The following is a 20,184-nucleotide window of genomic DNA, read 5'->3' as shown; positions in this document are numbered from 1 at the left end:
TTGGTTTCACTTACGTTCAAAAACAAAGCAGACTATGATGTTCTACATGCAGCTCTATGCCTGAGAGGGAAAGAGACACTTGAAAATGAAGCAGAAATGGTTCTTTCCATACCGATTGAGCCATACGATTCAAGAACGTGTTTTGAAATTGCCGATTGCCTCGCCCACTGTGTTAAGACCACCTATGAAAAGGTATGGATGCAAAATATTTTAAGGACTAGCTATTATTTTAAAGATCGCGAGGAAATTGATGAGATCTGCGGTTTAGCAAGAAGCATAGGCGATGGGGATCGCATCGACGTCCCAAGAACTGAGGGATATCGTGAGAGGTTTACTATTCTTCGAGATGCAGCATTTGGTTGTATTGAGCAAGGAGGTACGATTTCGTTTGACTCATTTCTTGTTTTTAGGACGAGACCCTATCAAAAGCTTCTCTCTGCTTTAGTTGCTGAAGCAATTGATGAATACAAACTCGAGCAAGAGTATCAGAACTTCATTGAAGCACTTAGGCAGCTGCTGCAGCTTAGGAATCCGAAACAGAAGGAGGTGAACCTTCTTTTCGATGGGGAGTATCACCTTGTAGATGAGAAGGGGGTCAAGCTTGTTGTTGATTCAATGGACATGTATTTTGAAGAGCTTCCGAATGAATTAACAACTGATGAAATTGACCCGGATATTTTGTTGCCGCTTTTATATTTAGCACCCGAAGAAATAAATGTATTTACAGATGATATTGAAGAGGGACTGACTCAGACGATTCGTAATGTTTTTCAAGAGCGATTACGCTTTTTCCCATTTCACATGTCTAAAATATTTTTTTCGGGAAATCATTAGAAATAGGCTTGATTTTATGTAGTCAACTACTTATAATACCTACATAAACGTATATTGAAAATCGTTATGATAAGGATATGAGATGCTTTGTCAGCTTTCAGAGAGGGATGAAATGGTGCGATCATCCTAGTGTGAAAAGTATACTTACCACCTTTGAACACCGCTCAGGAAATAGTGCGGCGTTTGTGCTACGTTACAGCAGTCTGAGCCGCCTAGGATGATATCTTAGCGGGAAGCAGGGTGGAACCACGAGATCAACACTCGTCCCTTTTGGGATGGGTGTTTTTTATATGCATAAAAAAAGGAGTGAGGAACATGGCTGAATTAGTAAATATTACATTTCCTGATGGTTCTGTTAAGGAGTTTAATAAAGGTACGACAACAGAAGAAATTGCAAGCTCAATTAGTCCGGGTCTAAAAAAGAAAGCCGTGGCAGGTAAACTAAACGGTGAAACAATTGATTTACGACGCGAAATTGAGGAAGATGGAGCGATTGAAATCGTAACTCCTGAAAGTGAAGATGGGTTAGGAGTTCTTCGCCACAGTACAGCTCATTTAATGGCACAAGCGATCAAACGTCTTTTTAAAGATGTAAAGCTTGGTGTAGGTCCTGTTATTGACAGCGGTTTTTATTACGATATCGATTGTCCTGTTTCCATTACACCAGAAGATCTTCCGAAGATTGAAAAGGAAATGAAGAAGATCGTCAACGAAAACCTTGAAGTGAAACGTAAGGTAGTCTCTCGTGACGAAGCTAAAAAGATGTATGAAGAAATCGGAGATGACCTGAAGCTTGAGCTATTAGAGGCTATTCCTGCTGATGAGGACGTTACGATCTATGAGCAAGGTGAGTTCTTTGATCTTTGCCGTGGACCACACGTACCTTCAACTAGTAAGATCAAAGCCTTTAAGTTGCTTTCGATTGCAGGAGCTTATTGGAGAGGCGATAGTGATAACCAGATGCTTCAGCGTATCTATGGTACAGCTTTTCCAAAACAATCACAGGTTGAAGAATACCTACAGTTGTTAGAAGAAGCAAAAGAGCGTGATCACCGTAAACTAGGAAAAGAATTGAAGCTCTTTACAATTTCTCAAGAAGTAGGACAAGGTCTTCCGATCTGGCTTCCTAGGGGTGCTACAATTCGTCGTACAATTGAAAGATACATCGTAGATCTAGAAGAGCGCTTAGGGTACAACCACGTTTATACACCACACCTTGCCAACGTTGAACTGTATAAAACAAGTGGACACTGGGATCATTATCAAGAAGATATGTACCCAGCGATGAAAATGGATGAAACTGAGGAGCTAGTTCTTCGTCCGATGAACTGCCCTCACCACATGATGATTTACAAAAACGATTTGAAGAGCTACCGTGGCTTACCTTATCGTGTGGCTGAACTTGGTACAATGCATCGTTATGAAATGTCTGGAGCACTTGCGGGTCTTCAACGTGTACGCTCGATGACATTGAATGATGCACATATCTTCTGCCGCCCGGATCAAATTAAGGAAGAATTCATCCGCGTCGTTAAGCTCGTACAAGAAGTTTACGAAGACTTCCAGATCAATGACTACTATTTCCGTCTTTCTTATCGAGATCCAGAAGATAAGAAGAAATACGTTGATAATGATGAGATGTGGGATAAAGCACAGGCGATGCTGAAAGAAGCAATGGATGACCTTGATGTAGAATATGTAGAAGCAGAAGGCGAAGCTGCATTCTACGGTCCGAAGCTAGATGTGCAGGTGAAAACTGCCCTTGGTAAAGATGAAACATTATCGACTGTTCAGCTTGACTTCCATCTTCCTGAGCGCTTTGACCTATCTTACATCGGTGAAGATGGTGGCCAGCACCGCCCAGTTGTTATTCACCGTGGTGTCGTTTCCACTATGGAACGCTTTGTTGCATTCTTAATTGAAGAATACAAAGGAGCATTCCCTACTTGGTTAGCACCTGTACAGGCAGAAATCATTCCAGTTTCTGAAGTTCATCTTGATTATGCGAAGAAAGTTCAAGAGAAGCTTCAACGTGAAGGCATTCGCGTGGAAGTGGATGAGCGAAATGAGAAGATCGGTTACAAGATTCGCGAAGCTCAGATGCAAAAGATTCCTTACATGCTAGTTGTAGGTGATAAGGAAGTCGAAGGGGACGCAGTTAACGTGCGCCGCTATGGTCAGCAAGATTCTGAGACAGTTGCTCTTAGTGACTTTACTGCTAACATTGAAAATGAAATCAAGAATAAAAAGTAATGAGAAGCCGGCTTAATGCCGGCTTTTTCTGTTTGTGGATAAACATAGATCGTGTGGTCCCGATCCCGTAGGAGCTTGAATACCTCTTGCTTTCCTGTGGACGAACGCCCGAGCCTCAAATCGGACAAAATCGGTCCGCTCCGAGTCTCGAACGCCCGTTGGACCACGGGAGTCACGAGGTATTCCCTCCTACTAAAACGCCATAAATCAAAATTAAACTTTCCGACCTATAATACTAACAATTTTTTGCTATCAATTTGAATGGTTTATTCTTTGATTAAGACTTCAAATAAAGTGGATTGGAGCGGAAGGGTGCTCGACTCCTGCGGGACAGGTGAAGATCCCACACGAGCGTAAGCGACGAGGAAGCTCACCGCCCGCCCCGCGGAAAGCGAGCATCCTGGAGCGCAAATCACCACTATCACATTAGCGGATAGTTCTTAAGATCTTTTCAACAGATGTCTTATGCCAGCTTTTTATGTTAAGATCGAAAAGGCGATTGAGTAATTGCTCAACAATTTTATAAAAAACACTTGTCAGCGTCAGGAAAATCAGATATGATAATCAAGTGCGCTTCAAATGAATTCTTTCATGTCGCCTTGACATAGTTTGAAACAGCATGGTATACTGTCTTAGGTAAATTAAATATCGGAAACAAAGCAAGCAGAAGCGCCCGCTTCTCACCTGATTGACGCCGTTATGGCAGTTTGCAGGTATCATTGTTTATGTACTATGTAGAGAATGTGTGGGTGTCGTATGCGCCGACGCTTTTTTTAATGCTTTGAACCGGATAAATAATTTAAGGACATCTTGTTAGATGATCACATCGAACAATTAACCATGGAGGTGGCTGATTATTAGTAGAGACATGAACGTCAATGAGGGCATTCGTGCCCGGGAAGTACGTCTCGTTGGTGCAGACGGAAACCAAATTGGTGTGAAATCAAAAAATGAGGCATTAGATATGGCTCGAAACGCAAATCTTGACCTGGTTATGGTTGCTCCAAATGCAAAACCTCCAGTATGTCGTATTATGGACTACGGAAAGTTTCGCTATGAGCAGCAAAAGAAGGAAAAAGAAGCGCGTAAGAAACAAAAAGTTATTACCGTTAAAGAAGTTCGCTTGAGCCCGAATATCGAGGAGCATGACTTCAATACGAAACTTCGTAATGCTCGTAAGTTTCTTGATAAAGGCGATAAAGTGAAGGCATCGATCCGTTTCCGCGGTCGTATGATCACGCATTCTGATATCGGTAAAAAGGTGCTTGAGCGCCTTGCAGAAGATTGCAAAGATATTGCAACGGTTGAGTCCAAACCAAAAATGGAAGGACGCAGCATGTTCCTTATCTTAGCACCAGTCAGCGAAAAGTAATTCTTTAAGGAGGAACTCTCTCATGCCAAAAATGAAATCTCACAGTGGAGCATCAAAGCGTTTCAAGAAAACTGGATCAGGTAAACTTAAGCGCAGCCGTGCTTTCACTAGCCATATGTTCGGTCATAAGACTCAAAAGCAGAAGCGTAAACTTCGTAAAGCTTCTCTAGTGTCTGCTGGTGACTTCAAGCGTATCAAAGCGCTAATCTACAACAAAAAGTAATCGTAAAATCATACATTGATACACAATTAGGAGGGGTTTAGTATGCCAAGAGTAAAAGGTGGCTACGTAACACGTCGCAGACGTAAAAGAACGTTAAAACTTGCAAAAGGATATTTCGGATCTAAGTCTTTACTTTTCAAAGTTGCTAATCAGCAAGTTATGAAATCAAACATGTACGCTTATCGTGACCGTCGTCAGAAAAAGCGTGACTTCCGTAAGCTTTGGATCACTCGTATCAACGCTGCTGCTCGCATGAACGGACTTTCTTACAGCCGTCTAATGTTCGGTCTTAAGACTGCTGGAATCGAAGTAAACCGTAAAATGCTTGCTGAGCTTGCTATCAGTGACGAAAAAGCATTCGCACAACTTGCATCTAAAGCAAAAGAAAACTTGAAGTAATTAGATAAGCCACCCTCATGATATGAGGGTGGCTTTTTATATAAGGAGAATGAATTGATGACAGCTATAGTGCTTTACCTCGTGTGCATAAATGTGTGTAGTTACCTGTTGATGGGAGTCGATAAACGTAAGGCCAGAAAACGTAAGTCGCGTATATCTGAGAAAACATTATGGACTTCGTACATACTAGGAGGAGCGATCGGCGGTTATCTCGGAATGAAGCAATTCAGACATAAAACAAAGCACGCTTCGTTTCAGTATGGACTGCCACTAGCAGTCATTCTAAACGTTGCGTGCGTTGCAGGAATTTTTTACTTAATCAAATGAAGCATTACTAGCACATACTCAAGATTCGTTCTGTTTTAAATACCGTTTATCTTTTAGAAAGAGGCGCCAGAAATAGATAAAACCAGGAGTCAATATGAAGAATGCAACGATGTAGGTGATAATTAACGCACGAAATGTTGCAGGGTTTGTAAAACCTGTTTCGATCGTCACATCTGGATAGACAATGTAAGGCAAGTGTGCTGATCCATACGCATAGCTAGCAAGTAGATATTGAATAACGACGCTTACCATTGCCAAACGTGGGATGCCTTTTCCGTTTTTTCTAGGAATAAACAAGGCGATGTATCCAATAAAAAACGTGATGATCGATCCTACTAACCAAGGGGTGAATTCTAATAAGTTCTCATAAAGCCAGTTCGCTTCAAACCGGATCGTCAGCACGATGAGAGCAGCCATCGCAAGGGAGAGAGGACCTACTAGGATCGCGTCTCTTCTATAGATTTCATATGCTTCTGAATCCCCAGCAACGTTTGAGTAGTCCGCTAACAACAGAGAAGATAGAAACAATGTGCTAGAGATGGCGAAACCCATAAACGCATAAACGTTAAAACTAGAAAAGAGTGCGATCATATCAAGACGACCAGCCCCATCCGATGGTGTGATAAATCCTCCTTGTGTGATGGGTAATACTGCTATCAATAGAGCAGGAATGAGAAAGCCTGTAATTCCTGAAACGAGAGTTAAGAATTTTTTGTACTGCTCATTTGCCGAGTGTGAAAAAACAAGAAAGGCACTTCGTATTGCAAGGAAAAGAATGATGAGGCTTCCTGGTATGAGTAAAACCGTTCCGAGTGTGAACGTAGCACCTGGAAAAAAGCTGAACAGCGCAACGACAATTGCAACAATAAATACGTTTGTTACTTCCCATGAAGGAGATAAGTATCTGTTTGCAATGGAGGTAGCTTTCGTATTTTTCTTGTTTAGATAGACCATTGCCCAAAAGCCTGCCCCGAAGTCAATCGTTGCCATAACCGCGTAAATAAAAACAATCCCCCATATTAGTGTGATGGCATATAGTGCCTCTGACATGTCAATAACACCTCATTTTTAATTAGTGATCTAGCTCTTGTGCTACCGGGTTCTTTTTGAAGTAATAACGTAAGACTAGAACCGTAGAAATCATTAGAATGATATAGATGATTAAAAATAGCACAAATAAGAGTCCGATATTGCCAGAGGTCGTTACAGCATCTTCTGTTTTCATAACACGGTAAATAACCCATGGCTGTCTACCAGTACATGCAAAGATCCACCCGAATTCAATTGCCGTCATGGCCAGGGGACCAGCTGCGATAAAGGCCCACATAAGCCAACGTGGGAAGCTTCGTTTTTTGAGCAGTCTATACCAAGTGAATCCGGCGATCGAGAGTAAGATTAGCAGTGAGCCAATCCCGACCATCGCGTTAAATAACGTGTGAACGAAAAGAGGAGGCCATTCATCTTCAGGAAACTCTTCAAGTCCTAGAACTTCCGTTTCAAAAGAGTCATCTGCTAGATAACTTAAAGCCCATGGTATTTCGATCGCCCACTTTACTTCACGTTCCTCTTTATCTGTAAAACCACCAATTGCTAGCGGTGCATGCGTTTGTGTTTCGAAAAGCCCTTCTGCTGCTGCAAGCTTTTCAGGTTGATATGCATGCAGCTGCTGGGCTGATTCATGTCCATTGAGCGATGTTAATAGCGAGAAGATTCCTCCGATCGCTAACCCCATCATCAATGCTTTATGGTGAAATTTATATTCTCTTGAATTCCCTTTGAGACGAATCATTTTGTAGGCCGCAATTGAAGCGATAACGAATGCACCGGTCATCAATGCTGAAACAGTAACATGACCAGCCGTTACGATGAACGAAGGGTTGAAAAAAGCTTCCCATGGATCTACATTAACGAATTTGCCATCTATGAAATCGAAACCAGCTGGAGTGCCTTCGAAAGCATGAACATTCGTAATCAGAATGGCAGAAGCACTTGCGCCAATAGCAACTAGCGTTACGCTTACGATTCTCATAAGAGGAGATAGTCGATCAGCAGCGTAAACATAGATTGACATAAACAGAGCTTCTAGAAAGAAAGCATAGATTTCAATTTGGAACGGAAGCGCGATGACACGGCCGACGGCTTCCATGAATCCAGGCCATAGGAGGGAAAGTTGGACCCCTGCAATTGTTCCAGTCGGAATGGCGACTCCAAGAAGAACTGCAAACCCCTTTGTCCAACGTGTTGCCATAATAGCGTAATCTTTGTCTTTGGTCTTTTGGTACATCAGCTCAGCTACAAGAACCATCAGCGGTAGACCTACACCTAAGGTGGCATAGATAATATGTACGCCCATCGTCATTCCAAAAAGTGAACGGGCTATTACAAGCTCATCCATTTAAACAGCCTCCTCATACCGTATTGGTGAAATGCTCACTTATTGTCCACCTATTTCCAAAAAAATATTCTTTCACCTAACCGCAGGTTTTGACATAACTGCTCGTCTCATGTCATAAACGTAAAGGAGAAGGGGGGAACATCATGAATGAGCTTGTCCTGCCTCTCATCGAAGTTGTTTCTAACAGTGGAGTCTATGCCCCGCTCTATTTTATTGTATTGCACTTCTTACGTCAGTTTATCTTTGTGCCCGTCAGTGTCATTTGTATGGCAGGGGGAGTATTGTTTGGCGCAGTATATGGAACAATCTATTCCGTTATAGGAATTACGGTCGTAAGCATTGTGTTTTATTTTTTGATCAAGCGCTCTCCTTTGTTATTTAATAAGGTCACTACATTAAAGAAAAAATGGATGAAAAAAAGGATGCCCATGTCGGTTGGACAAATCGCAATTTTAAGGTTAATACCATTTGTGCACTTTCATTTCATTTCACTTTGCTTGATCGAAGTTTCAAGAAATTTTAAGGAATATTTACGATCATCTTTTCTTACAAATATCCCGCTCGCTTTGATGTACTCATTTTTTGGAACAGCAATCAAAGGGTTAGAACCCATGTTGATTGTTTTGATCATGATGGGATTGGTTATTTTATTTCACTTATTAAGAAGACGAGAATGGATCATGAAGTGGGATGAATTTTTTCAGCCTGTTCGATAAAAAAGACGACCTTGCCACGCGGCAAGGTCGTCTTTTATTATGAATTTTCTCTATGACGAAGAAACTCTTTAACTGGACTTTTCCATTCGATTTCAGCACATGGATACCGCAAGTCCATTTCTTTTTCCAGGAAATAAAAATCTTCTTTCTCTAGCAAATATAACTCAGAAGCATTCTTAACGCTCACAGAAATGGTAATGATATCGAAGGAGTTATCGGTCGTACCAAGGTACTTCTCTCCTTCAAACAGGGCTCCTTTGTACGTGACGAGAAAATTCTTTCGTACGTTCGACGTGTCATCTAAAAAATAGTATTGTTTATGATCGTAGGCTTTTTCAAGTTTTCTTTTAGGGTCGGCTAAAAAACGGATAACTGAGTACGCGATAAGTACCATTGCAGCAAGAATAACTAATCGAAACAGAACAATAATCATTTGGCAGCACCTCGTTTTCACTATGCTTCACTACTGTTTACGTTTATGATAAAGAAAGGTTTCAAAAAAATAATTAATTTAACGAGAGGACGATGAGATTGAACGTTAAACGTTTGTTTGAACTTCAAAAAGCATTGGACGAACGAATCATAGAAGAACATCAGCTACAGAATGACCTATTGTTTCATAGAAAGCTACTCGCTTTACAAGTAGAAGTGGGAGAGCTTGCTAATGAAACGAGGTGTTTCAAGTATTGGAGTACGAAATCGCCTGCTCCTAGAGATGTGATAGTAGAGGAATATGTAGACGGTATTCACTTTATACTATCGTTAGGTCTTGAACTTGGCATCTCCGACATTACAAATTATGAACAGCTCGATTCTAGCGGTTCTCCTGTTGATGCGTTTCAAAAAGTATATCATGCGATCGATGCTCTTGGGCAAAATCAAACCGAGGAGTATTTTAAAAAGTTGTTTGAAAAATATTTACAGCTTGGGGCTACACTCGATTTAAGTGTTAGTGAAATGGAAGATGCTTACCTGAAGAAAAACGAAATAAACCACCAAAGACAAAATGAAGGCTATTAGAACTAAAGCGTTCTCAATTGTGTAACATTTCTAAAAACGTTATAATGAACAATGAATGGATACATATAAGGAGGAACTACATATGACGAAGCTAGACGAAACGTTGCAGATGCTGAAAGAATTAACTGATGCGAATGGCGTACCCGGTAACGAACGTGAACCTCGTGACGTTATGAGAAAACATATTGAGCCACTTGCTGATGAAATGATGACCGATAACCTCGGCAGCTTGATCGCAATGAAAAAGGGAAGTGCGCAAGGTCCTAAAATTATGGTAGCTGGTCACCTTGATGAGATAGGGTTCATGGTGACTCGTATCGATGATAAAGGTTTCCTATGGTTCCAAACAGTTGGAGGCTGGTGGGAGCAAGTTATGCTTGCACAGCGCGTAAATGTTATGACAAGAAAAGGTAACATCATGGGTGTTATCGGTTCAAAGCCACCTCACATTCTTCCGGCAGAACAGCGTAAGAAATCGATCGACAAAAAAGACATGTTCATCGATATCGGCGCATCAAGCAAAGAAGAAGCGATGGAGTGGGGGGTTAAACCTGGAGATTCTGTCGTCCCTGTTTGTGAATTCACAGTGATGAACAACGAAAAGATGCTGATGGCAAAAGCTTGGGACAACCGTATTGGCTGTGCCATTGCAATAGAGGTGCTTCGTAAACTAAAAGGAGAAGATCATCCAAACACGGTATACGGTGTTGGAACAGTTCAAGAAGAAGTTGGGCTCCGCGGAGCAACAACTGCAGCAAACATGATCAAGCCTGATATCGGTTTTGCTGTTGATGTAGGAATTGCCGGAGATACACCTGGGGTATCAGACAAAGATGCTCAGTCGAAGATGGGTAAAGGTCCTCAAATCATCATGTATGATGCATCTATGGTTGGTCACAAAGGACTTCGTGACTTCGTAACCGATACTGCTGACGAGAACAACATTCCTTACCAATTCGATGCAATTGCAGGTGGAGGAACGGACTCTGGTAAAATTCACCTTACTGCGAACGGTGTACCAGCACTTTCCATCACCATCGCAACACGCTACATCCACACGCACGCAGCAATCCTGCACCGCGACGACTTCGAAAACGCTGTAAACCTCATCGTAGAAGTCATTAAGAAATTAGATGATGAAAAGGTGAAGGAAATTACGTTTAATTAAGAAAAGCGGAGTTTCGCGTTTAGACACGGAATCATTGGAGCGCTTGTAAAATAAAAGCTTCCAGCGCTTGTCGAGCCTAAACGGTCCCTCCGCTTTTCGATGTCTAGCTACAGCGGGCCAAATCCTCCGGTCGTTTCACCTTTGTGATTGAGACAAAAATCGTCTCATTCACAAAGGCTCCAACGCCCTGCGGATTTAGACGGCCCCCTTCCGCTTTTCATTTCTAACACAAAATCCGGTGGCTTTTGCCACCGGATTTTGCTTATTGTACGCCTTGAGCCATGTAAGAGAGCATTTGCTGACGCTCGTCTTCAGGGGCTTCTTTCCAAAGGACTTCGAAAAGGACACCAAGACCTGGTAACATTTTTTCTTCACCGCTTTGGATCGCATCGAGAATCGTTGCCTCTATCTGATCCTCATTGTTACCAGATACGTTAGCAAGGATGGCTTTTCTTAAGTTAAGGTCCATGCTTTCCACCTCACCTTTCTCTTTCGCTTGTATACCAAGCAATCTTAGTATGAACGAAAGAATGGAATTTCATGAATTGTATTGGAATCTTCTCGATCTTGCGTCTATAATGGAATCATTGAAAAATGAAGGAGAGCACTATGCTTATTGAATCTGTGAAAAATCAAAAAGTGAAAGACTGGAAAAAGCTACAGACGAAAAAAGGACGAGAGAAAGCATCTTCGTTTCTAATCGAGGGACCTCATATTATCGAAGAAGCAGCGAGAGCAAATGCGCTCGTGCAAGAAATCATAATTTCAGAAAGCACTGATTTCGAGATTGATCTGTTTAAAGATCGACCAGCCGTCTATACTGTTACTGATAAAGTGATGAAAGAATTAACTGCAACTGAAACACCACAGGGCATTTTGGCTGTTTGTAAAATGTCTGAATCAAGTTTAGCAGAAACCGGAAAGTTTATTCTCTTAGATGCAATTCAAGATCCAGGTAATTTAGGTACGATCATTCGTACAGCACATAGCGCAGGATATGATGGTGTGTTGCTTGGTCATGGAACAGTGGACCTTTATAACAGTAAGGTACTGCGTTCTACTCAAGGATCGCTTTTTCACATCCCTATAAAAAAAGTAGATCTGCGCCACGCCGTGAAAGACTTAAAGGATGCTGGTGTTTCGGTTTACGCAACGGAAGTTAGCGGTGGAACTCCTTATCATCAGTTACAGGGTCCAGAGCAGTTTGCTGTGATTATGGGGAATGAAGCGAACGGCGTTTCAAAAGAACTCCAAGAACTTGCTCATGACAAGGTGTATATTCCGATCTACGGTGGGGCTGAATCATTGAATGTAGCTGTTGCTGCCGGAATCCTTATGTACGGGTTGATGCCTTCATAATCATGCTTGCAGACTGAGCGTTTTTTTTCTATAATTATAAAGAACTTCATTATATTAAAAACAATGATAGAGAGTAGTAAATTGCCTCTTCCTATTAAGGGAGGAAATGCCTTGACTGAGAGCATTTCTATAGGAACGCTTTTGAATTCACTCTGGAGTTGCCGCTTGATACCCAAAAGCGGACCGGTTATGAACCGTTATCGTTTACCAAGGCTGATGTTACATATCAGTGAATTAGGGTGGTACCGCGAACTCAAATCTTCGCCCCTTTCCGTGGGGCGAGGATTTTTTTGTTTTTTAAACGAGTAAGGTTGTCACAATTGTGTTGTACAAACTGAAGTGGGTATTTTTTACAAAGATTGAAATGGAGGTAAAAATGATGGAAGAACGGTTACAAACACTTAAAGAAGAAGCATTGTCTCAAATTGAATCTGCTTCTTCAATGAAGGAATTGCAAGATATTCGTGTAGCATACCTTGGAAAAAAAGGACCGATCACAGAAATTTTAAGAGGTATGGGAAAACTTTCTGCTGAAGAACGTCCGAAGATGGGACAGCTGGCTAACGAAATTCGCGCAGCGATCTCTGAAAAACTTGATGAGAAAACACAGGTGATGGAAAAAGCAGCTGTTGAGGAAAAGTTAAAGCAAGAGACCATCGATATTACATTACCAGGTCGTCCTGTCAATAAAGGAAACCATCACCCGTTAACGAGAGTGATCGAGGAGATTGAGGATCTCTTCCTCGGTATGGGCTTCTCTATTGCAGAAGGTCCTGAAGTGGAAACAGATTATTATAACTTTGAAGCGTTGAACTTGCCTAAAGATCACCCAGCTCGTGACATGCAAGACTCTTTCTATGTGACAGAAGAAACGTTACTTCGTACGCATACTTCACCGATGCAGGCAAGAACAATGGAGAAGTTAAACGGAGAAGGACCGGTAAAAATTATCGTTCCAGGTAAAGTTTATCGACGAGACACGGATGATGCGACTCACTCTCATCAATTCATGCAAATCGAAGGACTTATGGTCGGGGAAGACGTTCGCATGAGTGACCTTAAAGGGGTACTTCAAGCTTTTGCTAAAAAGATGTTTGGTGAAGAAAGAGAAATTCGTCTGCGTCCGAGCTTCTTCCCGTTCACTGAACCATCTGTAGAGATGGATATTTCATGCTTCAACTGTGGTGGAAGCGGATGTTCAGTTTGTAAGGGGACTGGATGGATTGAAATTTTAGGTGGCGGAATGGTACATCCAAATGTGCTCCGTATGTCTGGATTCGACCCTGAGAAAGTGACCGGCTTTGCTTTTGGTATGGGGCCTGAAAGAATTGCAATGCTCAAATATGGCATCGATGACATTCGTCACTTCTATACAAATGACAGCAGATTTATCAAGCAGTTCAATCATATATAAGCGTAAGGAGGAGAAACAATGCTCGTATCATTAAATTGGCTAAGTCAGTATGTAGACATTGAAGGATATTCAGCTGATGAATTAGCTGAACTGATTACCAAAGGCGGTATTGAAGTTGAAACAGTTGAAAGTTTGAACAAAGGGATCAAAGGCGTAGTGATCGGTCATGTACTTGAGTGCGCTTCACATCCTGATGCCGATAAACTTTCTGTTTGTAAAGTGGATATCGGAGAAGAAGAGCCTGTCCAAATTATTTGTGGTGCACCAAATGTGGCGAAAGATCAGTATGTTGCTGTCGCAAAAGTGGGGGCTGTTCTCCCAGGAAACTTCAAAATCAAAAAGGCGAAACTTCGTGGAGAACCTTCGCACGGAATGATCTGCTCTCTACAGGAACTTGGTGTAGAAAGTAAGCTCGTTCAAAAAGAATATGCTGAAGGAATCTTTGTATTCAGTGACGAGGTAACACCTGGTGAAGATGCTCTAGAATACTTAAACCTTAACGACACGATCCTTGAGCTAGGATTAACGCCAAACCGTGCAGACGCAATGAATATGATCGGTGTAGCGTATGAAGTAGGCGCAGTATTGAACCGTCCGATCTCACTGCCATCACCTGAACTTGTTCGTTCAGAAGAAAGTGCTGAGAATCATGTGTCAGTCCGGATTGAAGATGAAGAGGACGCTCCATACTATGGCGCGACGATCATCAAAGATGTTACCGTACAACCTTCCCCGCAGTGGCTTGTAAACAGACTTGTTTCTGCTGGAATCAGACCGATCAACAATGTGGTGGATATCACAAACTTCGTATTACTCGAGTATGGTCAACCGCTTCATGCTTTTGACTATGACCGTTTTGGATCAAAAGAAGTCATGATTCGACGTGCGAAACAAGAAGAGAAAATCGTAACGCTCGATGATACAGAGCGGACGTTATCGAGTGATCATCTCGTTATTACGAACGGTCATACTCCTGTAGCAGTTGCAGGTGTGATGGGCGGAGCTGATTCTGAAGTTCAAGGAGATACTACGACTGTTTTGCTTGAGGCTGCTTATTTTAATAGCAAGCTCGTACGTAAGTCTTCAAAAGATCTAGGGTTGCGGAGTGATTCAAGTTCTCGTTTTGAAAAAGGCATCGACCGCAATCGCGTTGTTCCAGCAAGCGAACGAGCAGCACAGCTAATACAGGACCTTGCAGGCGGAACGGTTTTAAGAGGTGTTGCTGAGCAAGGAGCTCGTCACGTTGAAGCGAAAGATGTAAGTGTTGAAGTAGCTAGAATCAATCAAGTATTAGGGACTGAGATTTCGGAATCAGAAGTTGCGGCTATTTTCGATCGCCTGCAATTTTCTTATAAAAATTTCGGTGGAACGTTTACCGTTCAAGTTCCTCCACGTCGTCCAGATATTACGATTACGGAAGACTTGATCGAGGAAGTTGGTCGTTTATATGGGTATGACAATGTACCAGCTACCCTTCCAATTACAGAAAGCACACCTGGACAGTTAACGGATTATCAAGTAAAAAGACGTCGTGTTCGTCGCATGCTTGAAGGAGCTGGACTTTATCAAGCAGTAACCTATTCCTTAACATCTCCAGCAAAACGTGTTTTCTTCTCAGACGAATCACCTGAAGCAATTCGTTTAGCTATGCCAATGAGTGAGGAGCGTAGTGAGCTAAGAACGAGCTTATTACCACATCTTCTTGAAGCTGCTCAATATAATATCAATCGCCAGCTTGAGAATATTGCACTATATGAAACGGCATCAGTCTTCTTACCATCAGGATCAGAGCTTCCGAAAGAGGAAGAACATCTTGCGGGGGTAATGACTGGTTTATGGCAAGAGCATCCTTGGCAGAAAGAGAAAAAGCCTGCGGACTTCTTTGTAATGAAAGGAGTAGTGGAAGAACTAGCGGTTGACCTCGGACTTCAAGATCGTCTTTCTTTTGTTCGTGCTCAAGAGCCTAAGCTACATCCTGGAAGAACGGCAGCTGTTCATCTCGACGGTGAGGCAATCGGCTATCTTGGTCAACTTCATCCAGAAGTTGAAAAGGAACTAGATTTGAAAGAAACGTTTGTGTTTGAAGTAAACCTTGAGAAGATGTTAACTGCAAACGTGGAGCATCTTAAATACGCGAAACTTCCTCGTTTTCCATCGGTAACACGTGATGTTGCATTAGTTGTTGATGAGATGCTCGAAGCGTCCGAAGTAAAAAATGTTATTCAAGGCGCTGGTGGAAGCAAGCTAGTCGATATCAATTTATTCGATGTGTATCAAGGTGAGCATTTAGAGGAAGGTAAGAAGTCGCTTGCCTTCTCATTAAGATACTACAACCCAGAACAAACGCTAACTGAAGAAGAAGTGAAGAGTGCACACGATCGCGTACTACAAGCTGTCGAAGAGCAGTTTGGAGCGGCGTTACGTAGCTAAATACTTCATCTCTTTTAAACTCAAGGGCTGTCGAGTAATTCTCGACAGCCCTTTTCATGGTATCAGGTAGAAGATGCTTTAAGGTTTTTAAGAACATTGATTACAAAAAAGACGATCGATAGAAACAAAACAAAGCTCCCGATCATAACGAGTAGGATTAGAGAATCGTTTCCATAGAGCAGGAAACCAAGACCTAGCATGAATAAAGGAAGGGATAGGTTGAACAGCCAAAAATGAAGCTTTGCCATAAGGTTGTTGGAAATATCGAATTGGTGGTAGATCAAGCCGAAGGCAGCCATTGTTGCCCAACCAACTAAATTAACATGCGCATGTAAACCTGCTAGGGTATGGTCATGTGCCATCTCCATAAATATCCCTATCCCAACACCGATCAATAGGTACACAGCTGCTAATTTAATGAACGTAATTCCCATCATATCCTCCTCCAGTCTTTTTTGCACTACTTCCAGTATATTGTAAAATGAGATGGGTATTACATCTCTGTGGATACTGTAGATAGAATAAAAAAAGAGCTGAAAATAGATTTCAGCTCTTTTGTCTTATTTAGATCTCTTTGCCTTTTCAACTAGCTTTATAGCTTTCTGACTATTAGCGAAATGTACTTTTGCAACTTTATTTAGAACATCTTCACCGTGCTTTTGAATTAATTTCGCTGCTGCCTGATCCACGACTGGACCAGCTCCTTTTGGAAGTTCCACATTGTTTTCTTTGCCAAGGCGATTCATTTCCATAACGAAGGAGTACCTTGCTATGATCGATGCTGCCGCAACCGCTAGATGAAGTTCTTCGGCTTTTGTGGCAAAATATACCGAATCTTTAACGATCGTAGGCTGTCCTTTTAAGTAATTGAAGTATACTTCTGGTTTAGCAAATTGATCGACGAGAATCGCATCATATGAAGGGACTTTTTTCTGAACGTTTTGAATGGCTTGATTATGTAGTAAAGCCTTCATTTTACCCTGGTTCATCCCTTTTCTCTGCATTGCATTGTATTTTTCATTAGGGAGAATAAGCAGGCTATATGGAATCGTCTTAATCAGATTTTTAGCAATTTCGATAATCTCTGGATCTTTCATTCCTTTTGAGTCTCGTACCCCTAATTCTTTTAATAGAGGCATTTGCTTTTTATCTACAAATGCTGCCACGACCGTCATCGGTCCAAAGAAATCTCCTGTGCCAACTTCATCACTTCCGATCGCAGATAACGATGAGATGGTAGAGGGTGGTGCGTATTGATGGTCACAGACTTTCTTAGCTGATTTCTTCTTAGGTGAAGGAGCGTCTGCAGACTGCCATGGTTTTGCTTCTGTTTCAGCCCCCGCACCTTGAAACAGAACTTTACCTGATCGGTATGCTGTAATAGTACAGGAAGGCAACTTAGCTACAAAAACGCTTCCTGGCGGTTGTTTATCGGTTAACATGCTGTTGTATTTATTTTTCATTTCCGTCATAATGGATGGTAATACAGTTATTACTACCTGTGACATATAAAAACTCCCTTTTCTAGCTATACTGCAACCTATTATAGCAGACTGTACCTACAACAAGAATTATCCAATTTATTTTTCAACAACTTATTTTCGTGATATGATACAAGTTAGGATTCTTTCTCATGATAGGAGGCTTATTTGGTGACAGATAGTCATGATAAAGTTCGCACTACAGTGGATATCTATGGTGAACAATATAAAATAGTTGGCGATAAAAGTCATCAACATATTCAAGAAGTCTCTACTATAGTCGATGAGAAGATGCGTGAAATAAAGGGCATGAATCCCTATCTCGATACAAAACGACTAGCGGTATTGACTGCAGTAAATATAGTTAACGAATATGTGATGATTAAAAAGGAACTTGAAGATTTGAAGAAAAAACTTAGAGAAGAGGAATAACGTAAGATGGTTGATCTAATTCTTTTGATAATACTAGTGAGTGGATTTTTAGTTGGCTTGCGTAGAGGATTGATCCTACAAGTGGTCCACTTAACTGGTTTTATTGTATCGTTTATCGTTGCGTATGCATACTTCCGTGACCTTGCACCTCATCTTAAGCTCTGGATACCTTATCCATCACTAGGCGGCGAAGCGTCTGCTTCAGCAATGGTGTTCGACGCAATAAATTTGGAAGCTACATATTACAGTGGAATAGCTTTCGCGCTCTTGTTCTTTGCTACCAAAATCGTGATGCAAATTATTGGATCGATGCTGGACTTCCTGGCTGAACTTCCAATATTAAAAACAGTTAATGGCTGGCTAGGAGGTTTGCTTGGATTTGTGGAAGTCTATATCGTTGTATTTCTCTTCCTTTTTCTTGCAGCTCTTTTCCCAAATGAAACTGTACAAACAGCAATTTCAGATTCGGTGATCGCTGAGAGCATCGTGAAGCATACACCAGTGTTAACAGAGCAAATTAAAGATTTATGGAGCACACACGTCGCATAACCCTTCAGCATGAAGGGTTATTTGTTTGTGATAGAATGAAATGAGAAAAAACCTTTGGTTAACGATTCTTATGAAGGGTGAGATCGAACATGAATAAAAAGAGCGTTATAAAATACTTAGAAGAAATAGCTGTCTATATGGAATTAAAGGGTGAAAACCCATTTAAGATTTCTGCCTTTAGAAAAGCTGCTCGTGCACTTGAAACGGATGACCGGAGTATGGACCAAATCAGTGATCCTGCAGAGCTAAATGGAATTGGAAAAGGGACAGCTGCGGTTATTAATGAAATCATAGAAAACGGAGAATCAGAAACCCTAGAATCGCTGAAAAAGGAAGTGCCTTCAGGGTTAGTGCCACTCCTCAAGCTGCCGGGGCTCGGTGGTAAGAAGATTGCAAAGCTCTATCATGAGCTGGGCGTCGTAGATATGAAAACTCTTGAAGATGCATGTAAAGAGGAAAAGATTCAAGAGTTGCCTGGTTTCGGTAAGAAGAGTGAAGAAAAGATCTTAGCCGCAATCGATGAAGCTGGCAAGAGACCCGAGAGGTTATCGATCGCATATATGTTACCTATCGCAGAAAAAATAGAACGTCAGTTAGAAACATTAGAGGGAATCGATCGATTTGCTAGAGCGGGAAGCTTAAGAAGAATTCGAGAAACGATCAAAGACCTTGATTTCATTATCGCCACGACCCAAGCTGCAGACGTTTCAGAACAGCTTGTTTCATTAGAAGGTGTGTCGAAAATAGTGGTCAAGGGAGATACGAAGATAACGCTTGAAATGGATGACGAGTTTTCTGTTTCAGTTGATTTTAGACTCGTAAAACCTGAAGAATTCGCATCCACCCTCCATCACTTTACTGGATCGAAAAACCATAACGTCAAGATGCGTCAAATTGCCAAAAATAAGGGCGAGAAAATAAGTGAATACGGCGTAGAATCGATTGAAACAGGTGAAGTGTTAACGTTTAAGGATGAAACGGAATTTTATAACCATTTTGGATTGTCGTATATACCACCAGAGATTAGAGAAGATAGTGGAGAAATTGAGGCTGCTCAGGAGTCAGAGTTCGAACTCGTTTCATTGAGCGATATTAAGGGCGATCTTCATATGCACTCTACATGGAGTGACGGTGCCTACACAATTGAGGAAATGGCAGAAAGAGCAAGAGAAAAAGGCTATTCGTATATAGCGATAACAGACCATTCTCAGTATCTTAGAGTGGCAAATGGGTTAACACCAGAACGGTTACGTCAACAAAGAGCGGAGATCAACCGATTGAATGAAAAATGGAGCGATTTCAAGATCTTTGCTGGTGTAGAGATGGACATCCTTCCTGATGGTACGCTAGATTATGACGATGAATTATTAGAAGAGATGGATTTTGTTATTGCTTCCATTCATTCATCATTTACTCAGGATGAAGAGACGATTATGGCAAGGCTCGAGACCGCATTAAGGAGTCACCATGTTGATTTGATCGCCCATCCTTCTGGTAGATTATTGGGGAGAAGAAAAGGTTATGCACTTAATCATGAAAGACTGATTGAACTAGCTAAAGAAACAAAAACCGCGTTAGAATTGAATGCAAACCCGAATCGCCTCGATTTAGCTGCATCATGGCTTAGGAAAGCGCAGGAAGAAAATGTGAAAATAATGATCAACACAGATGCCCACCACATGGACATGCTCGAGCATATGGAAATTGGAGTCTCGGCAGGCAGAAGAGGTTGGTTAAGAAAAGAGAGTGTACTAAATACGTATACGGTAGAAGAGCTCGAGGCATTCTTCGACCGTCATAAATAAATTACTG

General features: G+C 41.6%; 21 protein-coding genes and 2 other annotated features. Of the genes, 15 read left to right on the top strand and 6 right to left on the bottom strand.

The annotated features are described in order from the left end of the window. The 6 genes from ytxC (at position 1) to PFZ69_RS02980 (ending at position 5,408) form a co-directional block, all read left to right on the top strand. Positions 1–834 carry a sporulation protein YtxC gene (gene ytxC, locus PFZ69_RS03005; protein ID WP_270179540.1) on the top strand — a complete coding sequence of 278 codons (834 nt, stop codon included), beginning with the start codon at positions 1–3 and terminating at the stop codon, positions 832–834. A gap of 315 nt (positions 835–1,149) precedes the next feature. Beyond that, complete coding sequence (gene thrS / locus PFZ69_RS03000) at positions 1,150–3,087, top strand: threonine--tRNA ligase (protein WP_270179539.1); 1,938 nt, start codon at positions 1,150–1,152, stop codon at positions 3,085–3,087. A gap of 655 nt (positions 3,088–3,742) precedes the next feature. Further along, positions 3,743–3,867: a sequence feature (ribosomal protein L20 leader region), on the top strand. Between the two features lie 88 nt (positions 3,868–3,955). Further along, positions 3,956–4,459, top strand: coding sequence for a translation initiation factor IF-3 (gene infC / locus PFZ69_RS02995; protein WP_270179538.1), 504 nt, complete (start codon positions 3,956–3,958; stop codon positions 4,457–4,459). A gap of 22 nt (positions 4,460–4,481) precedes the next feature. Beyond that, on the top strand, positions 4,482–4,682 hold the full coding sequence (gene rpmI / locus PFZ69_RS02990; RefSeq protein WP_224878695.1) for a 50S ribosomal protein L35: 201 nt from the start codon (positions 4,482–4,484) through the stop codon (positions 4,680–4,682). Positions 4,683–4,724: 42 nt separating this feature from the next. Further along, positions 4,725–5,081, top strand: coding sequence for a 50S ribosomal protein L20 (rplT, locus tag PFZ69_RS02985; protein ID WP_270179537.1), 357 nt, complete (start codon positions 4,725–4,727; stop codon positions 5,079–5,081). A gap of 57 nt (positions 5,082–5,138) precedes the next feature. Further along, positions 5,139–5,408, top strand: coding sequence for a DUF1294 domain-containing protein (locus PFZ69_RS02980; protein WP_270179536.1), 270 nt, complete (start codon positions 5,139–5,141; stop codon positions 5,406–5,408). A gap of 18 nt (positions 5,409–5,426) precedes the next feature. Here PFZ69_RS02980 and PFZ69_RS02975 read toward each other — a convergent pair whose 3' ends face one another. Both PFZ69_RS02975 and PFZ69_RS02970 read right to left on the bottom strand, forming a co-directional pair. After that, positions 5,427–6,464: a cytochrome d ubiquinol oxidase subunit II gene (locus PFZ69_RS02975; protein ID WP_270180602.1), complete on the bottom strand. Its 1,038-nt coding sequence runs from the start codon at positions 6,462–6,464 to the stop codon at positions 5,427–5,429. A gap of 16 nt (positions 6,465–6,480) precedes the next feature. After that, entirely contained in the window at positions 6,481–7,803 is a 1,323-nt protein-coding gene (locus PFZ69_RS02970; protein ID WP_270179535.1) for a cytochrome ubiquinol oxidase subunit I, read from the bottom strand. A gap of 143 nt (positions 7,804–7,946) precedes the next feature. Between PFZ69_RS02970 and PFZ69_RS02965 the strand changes: the two genes are divergently transcribed. Next, a complete protein-coding gene (locus tag PFZ69_RS02965; RefSeq protein WP_270179534.1) occupies positions 7,947–8,519 on the top strand; it encodes a TVP38/TMEM64 family protein in 573 nt (190 codons plus the stop codon). Positions 8,520–8,556: 37 nt separating this feature from the next. Here PFZ69_RS02965 and PFZ69_RS02960 read toward each other — a convergent pair whose 3' ends face one another. Further along, entirely contained in the window at positions 8,557–8,952 is a 396-nt protein-coding gene (locus PFZ69_RS02960; RefSeq protein WP_270179533.1) for a sigma-w pathway protein ysdB, read from the bottom strand. 98 nt (positions 8,953–9,050) lie between these two features. Here PFZ69_RS02960 and PFZ69_RS02955 point away from each other — a divergent pair, with 98 nt between their 5' ends. Next, positions 9,051–9,539, top strand: coding sequence for a dUTP diphosphatase (locus PFZ69_RS02955; protein WP_270179532.1), 489 nt, complete (start codon positions 9,051–9,053; stop codon positions 9,537–9,539). Between the two features lie 82 nt (positions 9,540–9,621). Beyond that, a complete protein-coding gene (locus PFZ69_RS02950; RefSeq protein WP_270179531.1) occupies positions 9,622–10,707 on the top strand; it encodes a M42 family metallopeptidase in 1,086 nt (361 codons plus the stop codon). A gap of 262 nt (positions 10,708–10,969) precedes the next feature. Here PFZ69_RS02950 and sspI read toward each other — a convergent pair whose 3' ends face one another. Continuing rightward, positions 10,970–11,176, bottom strand: coding sequence for a small acid-soluble spore protein SspI (sspI, locus tag PFZ69_RS02945; protein WP_270179530.1), 207 nt, complete (start codon positions 11,174–11,176; stop codon positions 10,970–10,972). 140 nt (positions 11,177–11,316) lie between these two features. Between sspI and PFZ69_RS02940 the strand changes: the two genes are divergently transcribed. From PFZ69_RS02940 to pheT, 3 genes are all read left to right on the top strand, one after another. Next, positions 11,317–12,066 (top strand): TrmH family RNA methyltransferase, encoded by a 750-nt coding sequence (locus PFZ69_RS02940; RefSeq protein WP_442865081.1) that lies wholly within the window; start codon positions 11,317–11,319, stop codon positions 12,064–12,066. A gap of 54 nt (positions 12,067–12,120) precedes the next feature. Further along, positions 12,121–12,338, top strand: a binding site (T-box leader). Between the two features lie 107 nt (positions 12,339–12,445). Then, positions 12,446–13,480, top strand: coding sequence for a phenylalanine--tRNA ligase subunit alpha (gene pheS / locus PFZ69_RS02935; protein WP_270179528.1), 1,035 nt, complete (start codon positions 12,446–12,448; stop codon positions 13,478–13,480). 18 nt (positions 13,481–13,498) lie between these two features. After that, positions 13,499–15,910: a phenylalanine--tRNA ligase subunit beta gene (pheT, locus tag PFZ69_RS02930; protein WP_270179527.1), complete on the top strand. Its 2,412-nt coding sequence runs from the start codon at positions 13,499–13,501 to the stop codon at positions 15,908–15,910. A gap of 62 nt (positions 15,911–15,972) precedes the next feature. Here pheT and PFZ69_RS02925 read toward each other — a convergent pair whose 3' ends face one another. Together PFZ69_RS02925 and rnhC are read right to left on the bottom strand one after the other, a co-directional pair. Continuing rightward, positions 15,973–16,347, bottom strand: coding sequence for a cytochrome-c oxidase (locus PFZ69_RS02925; protein WP_270179526.1), 375 nt, complete (start codon positions 16,345–16,347; stop codon positions 15,973–15,975). Between the two features lie 123 nt (positions 16,348–16,470). Continuing rightward, complete coding sequence (gene rnhC, locus PFZ69_RS02920) at positions 16,471–17,418, bottom strand: ribonuclease HIII (protein WP_270179525.1); 948 nt, start codon at positions 17,416–17,418, stop codon at positions 16,471–16,473. A 144-nt stretch (positions 17,419–17,562) separates the two neighbouring features. Here rnhC and zapA point away from each other — a divergent pair, with 144 nt between their 5' ends. From zapA to polX, 3 genes are all read left to right on the top strand, one after another. Beyond that, a complete protein-coding gene (gene zapA / locus PFZ69_RS02915) occupies positions 17,563–17,823 on the top strand; it encodes a cell division protein ZapA (RefSeq protein WP_270179524.1) in 261 nt (86 codons plus the stop codon). 6 nt (positions 17,824–17,829) lie between these two features. Further along, positions 17,830–18,372 (top strand): CvpA family protein, encoded by a 543-nt coding sequence (locus PFZ69_RS02910; RefSeq protein WP_270179523.1) that lies wholly within the window; start codon positions 17,830–17,832, stop codon positions 18,370–18,372. Positions 18,373–18,461: 89 nt separating this feature from the next. Next, on the top strand, positions 18,462–20,177 hold the full coding sequence (gene polX / locus PFZ69_RS02905; RefSeq protein WP_270179522.1) for a DNA polymerase/3'-5' exonuclease PolX: 1,716 nt from the start codon (positions 18,462–18,464) through the stop codon (positions 20,175–20,177). The last annotated feature ends 7 nt before the right edge of the window (positions 20,178–20,184 follow it).

The organism is Alkalihalobacillus sp. CinArs1 (genome assembly GCF_947387515.1).
Lineage (GTDB): Bacteria > Bacillota > Bacilli > Bacillales > Guptibacillaceae > Guptibacillus.
Note: the sequence above shows the minus strand (reverse complement) of the source record. Positions and strands in the feature narration are given on the sequence as shown.